The organism is Lentzea sp. NPDC004782, assembly GCF_040609115.1.
Taxonomy (GTDB): domain Bacteria; phylum Actinomycetota; class Actinomycetes; order Mycobacteriales; family Pseudonocardiaceae; genus Lentzea.
In genome coordinates, this window is the sequence record NZ_JBEXJN010000137.1 from 1 (window position 1) to 8040 (window position 8040).

Sequence of the window (8040 nt, forward strand, 5' to 3'; positions counted from 1 at the left end):
GGATGAAGGGCGCTTTCCTCCACCTGGTGTGGATGAAGGCGCCCTTCATCCACGTCATCGCCAGTCCGCGAGCCGGGGCAGCAGGTGGTCGGCGGACTCCCACAGCCGCGCTCGCACCGCTTCGAGGTCCACGTCGACGAGGGCGTGGTCGCGTTTGCGCCACTGCCCGGCGACCATGACCGCCTCGATGTCACCGGGGGTCGAGTACAACGCCACCGCGATCGGGTCGTGCGTCGGCACGAGGCGCGGAGCGGAGTCGATGACGAGGAGGTCGGCCTGCAGGCCCGCCTCCAGCCGGCCGACGTGGCCGTCGAGGCCGAGAGCGCGGGCGCCTTCGACCGTCGCCCAGGCCAGCGCCTGCTTGGCGGTGATCGTCGCGGTGAGCGAGAACGCCCCGGTCTCCCGCCGGTGGTGGTCGTGGTCGCGGCCCCGCTGGTGGGCCAGCGCGATCCGGGCGGCGGAGAGCACGTCGCCGGGTGCGACGGCGTCGGTGTCGGTGCCCAGCGACGGCGCGGCGCCCAGCCGGAGCAGTTCTCCGGTGACGGGGGAGCCGTGGCCCTGCCCGAGCTCGTTCTCGGGGGTGCACGTGATGCTCGCGCCCGCGTCGACCAGCGTCCTGATCCACTCGTCGGTGAGCCCCGCGCCGTGCACGACGTTGGTGCCGGGACTCAGCAACCCCGCGTCCCGCACTGCCTCCCACCCCGGCCCCGGTGCTCCGCCGCTCTGGTGCGTCGACACCACGACTCCGCGCTCCGCCGCGGCGCGGAAGTCGGTGACCGCGACGTCCGGAGTGGACAGTTGCGGACCGCGGACGGCCATGCCGAACGTGAGCAGCGCGTGGGTGCCGGTCCGGCCGTCGAGCAGCCGGTCGACCTCGCTCACGGGATGGGCGAGATCGGCGGCGGAGTACGGGGTGCCGTGCAGGAACACCCCGCGGATGCCGGACGCGCGAAGGCCTTCGACCGCCGCGTCGGTGTGCTCCGACGTCGGGGTGTTGTGACACCAGTCGCCGAGGGTGGTGGTGCCGCGGTCGAGCTGGCTCAGCGCGCCCGCGAGCGTGCCGATCCGCATGTCCTCCGGGCGGTAGTGCCGGGCCACGGCACCGTGCATGCGGCCCAGGTAGTCCGCCAGCGTCCAGTTCGCCCCCACCCCGAGCAGCGCGGTCTGCCAGGTGTGCAGGTGGGCGTTGACCAGGCCCGGCATGACGATCCTGCCCGTGACGTCGACGACCTCGGCGCCCGTCTCTCCGAGACCTTCGCCGATCGCGGCGATCTGGTCGTCCTCGACGAGGACGTCGACGAGCTCGGCGTCCGGCCGGTGCGCCGCCATGGTGATCACCTGCGCGCCGCGCAGCAGGACGCGCTTCATCGCGTCACCGGCGTCATCGCGCGGGCGGCGGCACTGGCCGAGCCGAGGAAGTCGCGGGTCGCGATGTGCCCGATGTAGCCGTCGGGCCGGATGAGCAGCAAGGTGTCTCCGTCGAGTCCGTAGCTGTGGCGGAAGTTGTGCCGGGGGTCGGTGAGCGCGTCGACGGTGACGCGCCGCAGTGGCGCTCCCGCGTCCGGCCAGTCCAGCTCGTTGCTCGCCATGGCGGCGTTCTGGCCGTACGCGACAACGGTGAAGTGCGGACCCCGGTAGGCGTCGAACAGCCGGACCGCCGTCCCGTCCGCGTCGAGCAGTTCCGCGTCCGGCGCACGGTCGCCGGCCTGCAGCGTTTTCGTGCGGTCACCGCCAACGGGCGCGAGCGGGCCGCCGTAGTAGGTCAGGGACAGCTGCTGCTCGTCGTTGCCACGGCGCAGGCTCGACGGGTCGAGCTTCGCGAGGCCCTCGTACTTCCGCGTGGACAGCCCGAGCACAGCCGCGGCGATCGGCAGGCGTTCGGCCTCGTAGCTGTCCAGCAGCCGCGGGTCGGCGCCGGCGAGGACCTGGCCGAGCTTCCAACCGAGGTTGTAGGCGTCCTGGACACCGGTGTTGAGCCCCTGCGCGCCGGCCGGGGTGTGCACGTGCGCGGCGTCGCCCGCGAGGAAGACCCGCCCGCGGCGGTACGCCTCCGCCAGGCGGATGTTGGGCCGGAACACCGACCGCCAGCGGATCTCGCTCAGCTCGACGTGCCGGTTGCGGGTCTGCCGCTGAATTCGCCGGGTGATCGCCTCCGCTCCCTCCGGCGGTTCCTCGTCGGGGGAGAGCCGGACCATCCACTGGAAGAGATCGTCCGTGTGCGGCAACGGACACGCACCCGCGAAGCGCCCCTTCACCCCCGGCCACACGTGCCAGCGGTCGCGGGACAGGCCGGTGGTGACGGCGTCGACGATGAGCATCCGGTCCTGCTCGTCGGTGTCGCCGAGGAAACCCACACCGAGATGCCGGCGCACGGCGCTCGAACCGCCTTCCGCTCCCACGAGATAGCGCGCGGTGATCGTTTCGCCGGTCGTCCTGACCGCGACCGACGTGCTGTCCTGGACGAAGCCGACGAGTTCCACGCCGTACTCGACCCTTCCGCCCAGCTGCTCCAGCCGGTCGTGCAGCACGCGGTCGGTGCGGTACTGGGGTATCAGCCGGGTGTTCGGGTACGGGACGTCGGTGCTGCGCTCGCGGTGGGAGAACATGCGCCACGGAGCGGCGACCGGTCCCAGGTGGATGCCCAGCCGGGGGTAGTCGCTGCTGCCGTCGAGGACGTCGCCGAGCACGCCGAGGTCGTCGAACACCTCCAGCGTCCGCGGCTGGACGCCCTTGGCGCGCGAGCCCTCGAAGGAGTGCTGGGCCTTGTCGATGATCCGGACGTTCAGGCCGCGGCGGACGAGGTCGATCGCCAGCGTGGTGCCGGTCGGGCCGGCACCGGCGATCAGGACGTCGACGATCTCCGGGTGGTTCACGGTTCGAGCCGATCTGACTGGGGAACGGCGAACGACGCGAGCAGGTCGCCGACGTCGTCAGGCCGTTCGAACGGGGCCATGTGGCCGCACTGCGGGATCACATGGGTCTGTCGTGGACGGAGGAGCGCGCGGACCGCGTCCAGCTGGGTGATCGGGGTGACCCGGTCGTCGTCACCCCACACCAGCAGCGCCGGGATGCCCAGATCACCGGTCCTGCGGAACAGCTCCTGCCGTTCGTGCAGCGGGAAGTCGCGCAGCGTCCGGAAGAACGCGTAGAGCGAGCCCTCGAACCGGTAGGCGTCGCGCACCATCGCGACCAGTTCGGCGGACAGGCCGGGATCGCGGACGTTGTGCCCGAGGTGCCCTTCCAGCAGCCCGCGGCCGAACCGCCTGGCGACGAAGCTTCCCACGAAGTTGTTGCGCAGCAACCGTTGCGGCGCCGGACGCGCGCTCAGTCCGGCCGGACCGACGACGGCGAGCGTGGCCGTGTTCCCGGGGTACCGGTTCGCGTAGGCCATCGCGACCAGGGCACCCATCGAGGTTCCGACCACGTGCCACGGTGGCGTGAGGTCCAGTGCCGAGGTCAGCTCGGCCAGTTGCCGGACGAACAACGCCTCGTCGTAGGGGCCGTCGATCCGGTCGGAACCGCCGCGGCCGTAACCGCTGCAGGCCAACGTGCGCAGGCCGCGGGCGTGCAGCCGTTCGGCGGTCCGGTCCCAGTAGGACAACGGGATCGTGATGCCGCCGACCAGCACGACGAGCGCGCCGTCCTCGGGTCCGGCCAGCTCGTAGTGCGTCACACCGTCGGAGAGCGCGACGAAATCGCCGCGCGACGTGCGCCGCGCCGCCGGGTCGAGCCGACGGTCCTCGTCGGACGCGACGAAGTACCTCATCGCCGCTCCTCGTGCAGAAACTCGGTGATCGCCGCGGCGACCCACTCCGGGTCCTCCTCCGGCAGCAGGTGCCCGCCCTCCGGGTGCACCCGCTCCTGGGCATCCGTGATGTCGCGGGCGAAGTGCTGCCCGTCGACGCCGGCACTGCGCAGGACCAGTGTCGGCACGGAGATCCGCCTGATCTCGCCGCTGCGGTCGGGTTGGTCGGTGTTGGCGAAGTCGACGAACGCCGACCGGTTCCCGGGCAGGCCGGTCAGCGCGTGCACCCGGTCGACCATGGCGTCGTCCACGATCGCCGAGCCCGCGCCGACCGCGTCCCGCAGCCCGCGTTCGGTCGCGCCGCGCGGGAGCCATCGCCGCAACACGGGGCGCAGCAACGGGTTTCGGGCCAGCCGCAACCCCGCGGGCAGGGTCTTCTCCGGATAACCGGTGGCGTTGACCAGCACCAGGCCGTCGACCCGCTCCGGCGCGTCCAGGGTGAGGTTCCACGCGATGTTGCCGCCGAGCGAGTTGCCCACCACCGCGAAGCGCGGCAGTTGCAGCGCGGTCATGAAGCGGGCGATCGTCGCCGCGTACGTCCGGACGCGGTAGTCGCGGTCGGGCCGCGGCCCCGTCCGCCCGAAGCCGGGCAGGTCCGGGCGGATCACGTCGAAGGACGCCGACAGCAGCTCCGCCACCCGCTCGAAGCCCTCCAGCGACGACCCGCTGCCGTGCAGCAGCAAAACCGCCGGTCCCCGGCCCGAACGCGCGTAGTGCACGCGCAGGCCGTCCACGGAGACGACCCGGATGTCATTGGTCTTCATAATGGCAACAGTGTTGCCGTTATTGTCGGGGGTGTCAACCGGAGGTCATACTCACGGCGTGACCAGTTCGTCCTCCTCCGCCCGGCGGTCTCGCGGCCGCCCCGCCGTCCCGCTGGACCGGATCCTCGCCACCGCGCTGCAGATCGTCGACGAGGAAGGCGCCGAGGCGCTGTCGATGCGGACCCTCGCGCAACGGCTCGCGTCGGGGACGGCCACGCTGTACCGCCACTTCGACAACCGCGCGGCCCTGATCACCTGCGTGATCGACCGCGTGTTCGGCGAGGTCGAGCTCGACCGGGCGACGTTGGCGGAGATGGGCTGGGAGCAGGCCTGCCAGGCCGTCGCCAGGACCATGTTCGACACGCTGGGCAGGCATCCGAACATCGCGCCTTTGCTGATCGAGCAGACGCCGGTCGGGCCGAACGCGATGGTGCTGCGCGAACGCTGCCTGGCCGTCCTGCTCGCCGGCGGGTTTCCGCCGAGCGCCGCGGCACGCGCCTACGCCACGCTCGCGCGCTACGTCCTGGGCTTCGCCATCCAGCTCACCGGACCGGGCAACGACGTCGAGCGCGAGCGGATGTCGGCCCACCTGCACGGCTTGTCGCCCGCCGACTTCCCGGCCACGCTCGCCGTCGCGGACTCGTTGCCGGTGCCGCTGCAGGACGAGTTCGCCTTCGGTCTGAAGCTGATCGTCGACGGTCTTCGCCAGTTGCGGGCGTGAACCTCAGGTTTTCCTCAAGTTCCTGTCGCACCGCCAGGGGCCTGCGGTAGTAGAAAGCCATGTTGCTGCGGACAGGTCTGGCTCTGTTGCTCACCGCGGTGTCTCTGACACCTGTCGCCCACGCCGACACCGGTGCCGCGCCACGGGTTCCCGAAGCGACCGGGAACGGCGGCGCGGTGTCCAGTGTGGACCCCGACGCCTCGCAGGTCGGCATCGACGTGTTGCGGCGAGGTGGCAACGCGGTGGACGCCGCCGTCGCCACCGCGGCGGCTCTCGGGGTGACCGACCCGTTCTCCGCGGGCATCGGCGGTGGAGGGTACTTCGTCTACTACGACGCCCGCACCGGCCGTGTGTCCACGTTGGATGGACGCGAGACGGCGCCGCGGGCGGCGGACGAGAACCTGTTCGTGGAGAACGGCAAGCCGCTGCCGTTCGCCGAGGCCATGACCAGCGGCCTGGCCGTGGGCGTGCCCGGCGCGCCCAGGACCTGGCAGCAGGCGCTGAACAGGTGGGGCACGATCGGCCTGCGTGACGCGATGGCGCCCGCGGAAGCGCTGGCACGGCGTGGGTTCGTCGTCGACCAGACCTTCAACACCCAGATCACCAACAACGCCGCGCGGTTCGCCGACTTCACCTCCACGCGCGAGCTGTTCCTCCCCGGCGGGAAGCCGCCCGCGGTCGGCAGCGTGTTCCGCAACCCGCAGCTCGCCGACACCTACCGCGAGCTGGCGGACACCGGACTGCTGTCCCTGCACGGCGGCGCGATCGGCCAGGACGTCGTCCGCACCGTGCAGCACCCACCGGTCGTGCCGGGCTCCACCCGCAACGTGCGCCCCGGCAAGATGGGCCTCCTCGACCTGGTGCGCTACCGCGTCGAGGAACGCGAACCGACCCGCGTCGGCTACCGCGGCCTGGACGTGTACAGCGCGGGCCCGTCGTCGGGCGGCGGCACCACCGTCGGTGAGGCCCTGAACATCCTGGAGTCGGCCGACCTGTCGAAGGTCTCCGACGTGCAGCACCTGCACCGGTTCATCGAGTCGACGAAGCTGGCCTTCGCCGACCGCAACCGCTGGGTCGGCGACCCCCGCTACTCGGACGTGCCGACCGCCGGACTGCTGTCCCAGCGCTTCGCCGACAGCCGGGCGTGCCTGATCAAGCCGAACGCCGTGCTGCCCGCGCCGGTCGCGGCCGGCGACCCGCGCAACCCGCGGCCGTGCGCGACCGCCGCCCAGGCCTCGCCCACCCGCCAGGACGTGGAGAACACCACGCACCTCGTGGTCACCGACCGCTGGGGCAACGCGGTGAGCTACACCTACACCATCGAGGCGGAGGGCGGCAGCGCCATCGTCGTGCCCGGTCGCGGCTTCCTGCTCAACAACGAGCTGACCGACTTCAGCTTCGTCCCCGTCACTCCCGGCGTGCCGGACCCCAACCTGCCCGGCCCCGGCAAGCGGTCCCGGTCCTCGATGGCACCGACCATCGTCCTCGACCACGGCAAGCTGGCCTTCGTCGTCGGCTCACCCGGCGGCGCGACGATCATCACCACCGTCGCCCAGATCCTCACGCTGCACATCGACCGCAAGCTGTCGCTGCTCGACGCGATCAAGGCACCGCGGGTCTCGCAGCGCAACGCCGCGGTGACACCCGCTGAGGCGGCGTTCCTCGCCTCGGCGCAGGCCGAGGGCCTGCGGGGGATCGGTCACCAGTTCAGCCAGGTGGCCGACATCGGCGCGGCGACCGCGATCGAACGCCTCCCCGACGGCCGCTGGCGCGCGCTCGCCGAGCCGGTCCGGCGTGGCGGCGGCGCGGCCCGCGTCGTCCACGTGGGCTGACCCGATCGTGTCGCGGCAGGCGGTCGACGCCGAGGTCCCGCCTGCCGCGGCATTCGAACAGTCGAATTCCTGGTCGAATTCGCGCGAAATTCGACGGCCTTGTCAAGCTCGCTAAAGTGTGGCTGAGCAATTGACCTCTCGCAGTTTCCGCCCGCTGCGTTGTGAGCACACAGCGATTTGAGGGAGAAACCGTGCGCACCAAACTCCTCGTCACCGCGGCGATGCTGGCCGCGAGCGTCGCCACCGCGGTCCCGGCACAGGCCGCCGCCTGCTCGGGGTACGTCGGGCTCACGTTCGACGACGGCCCGTCGTCCACGACGCAGAACCTGCTCAACGCCCTCAGGCAGAACGGCCTGCGCGCCACGACGTTCAACGTGGGCAAGAACGCCGCGTCGTCCCCGGCGCTGGTCCGCGCACAGGTCAGCGCCGGCATGTGGGTGGGCAACCACAGCTACACGCACCCGCACCTGACCCAGCTGAGCCGGGCGCAGGTCGACTCGGAGATCTCCCGCACCCAGCAGGCGATCGCGGCCGCCGGCGGCGGCACGCCGAAGCTCTTCCGGCCGCCCTACGGCGAGACCAACTCGACCGTGCAGTCCGTCGCGTCCCAGTACGGGCTGCGGCAGATCATCTGGGACGTCGACTCGCAGGACTGGAACAACGCGAGCGTCGACGCGATCGTGCAGGCGAACGGCAGGCTTACCAACGGCCAGGTCATCCTCATGCACGACTGGCCCGCGAACACGATCGCCGCGATCCCGGGCATCGCGCGGGTGCTGGCGAGCCACGGCCTGTGCGCGGGCATGATCTCCCCGCAGACCGGCAGGGCCGTGGCGCCGAGCTGATCTCGTCCGCCGGGTGCTCGATGAACGGCGCATTTGTCCACGTGAGGTGGACAAATGCGCCGTTCATAGAGAC

7 protein-coding genes are annotated in these 8040 nt (G+C 71.5%); 3 read left to right on the top strand and 4 right to left on the bottom strand.

From position 1 onward, the window contains the following. Positions 1–54: 54 nt before the first annotated feature. The 4 genes from ABZV40_RS46050 to ABZV40_RS46065 are packed head-to-tail and all read right to left on the bottom strand — an operon-like array spanning position 55 to position 4569. Complete coding sequence (locus tag ABZV40_RS46050) at positions 55–1368, bottom strand: amidohydrolase family protein (RefSeq protein WP_355456456.1); 1314 nt, start codon at positions 1366–1368, stop codon at positions 55–57. Further along, positions 1365–2873, bottom strand: a complete 1509-nt coding sequence (locus ABZV40_RS46055) for an FAD-dependent oxidoreductase (RefSeq protein WP_355456457.1) — start codon at positions 2871–2873, stop codon at positions 1365–1367. The genes ABZV40_RS46050 and ABZV40_RS46055 overlap by 4 nt, the downstream gene beginning before the upstream one ends. Continuing rightward, positions 2870–3766 (bottom strand): alpha/beta fold hydrolase, encoded by an 897-nt coding sequence (locus tag ABZV40_RS46060; protein ID WP_355456458.1) that lies wholly within the window; start codon positions 3764–3766, stop codon positions 2870–2872. The genes ABZV40_RS46055 and ABZV40_RS46060 overlap by 4 nt, the downstream gene beginning before the upstream one ends. After that, positions 3763–4569, bottom strand: coding sequence for an alpha/beta hydrolase (locus ABZV40_RS46065; RefSeq protein WP_355456459.1), 807 nt, complete (start codon positions 4567–4569; stop codon positions 3763–3765). The genes ABZV40_RS46060 and ABZV40_RS46065 overlap by 4 nt, the downstream gene beginning before the upstream one ends. Before the next feature lie 58 nt (positions 4570–4627). On the opposite strand from ABZV40_RS46065, the gene ABZV40_RS46070 reads away from it, so the two are divergent. The 3 genes from ABZV40_RS46070 (at position 4628) to ABZV40_RS46080 (ending at position 7967) form a co-directional block, all read left to right on the top strand. After that, on the top strand, positions 4628–5290 hold the full coding sequence (locus ABZV40_RS46070) for a TetR/AcrR family transcriptional regulator (RefSeq protein WP_355456460.1): 663 nt from the start codon (positions 4628–4630) through the stop codon (positions 5288–5290). A 59-nt stretch (positions 5291–5349) separates the two neighbouring features. Next, a complete protein-coding gene (gene ggt, locus ABZV40_RS46075; RefSeq protein ID WP_355456461.1) occupies positions 5350–7122 on the top strand; it encodes a gamma-glutamyltransferase in 1773 nt (590 codons plus the stop codon). 191 nt (positions 7123–7313) lie between these two features. Further along, positions 7314–7967, top strand: coding sequence for a polysaccharide deacetylase family protein (locus ABZV40_RS46080; protein WP_355456462.1), 654 nt, complete (start codon positions 7314–7316; stop codon positions 7965–7967). Positions 7968–8040: the final 73 nt, after the last annotated feature.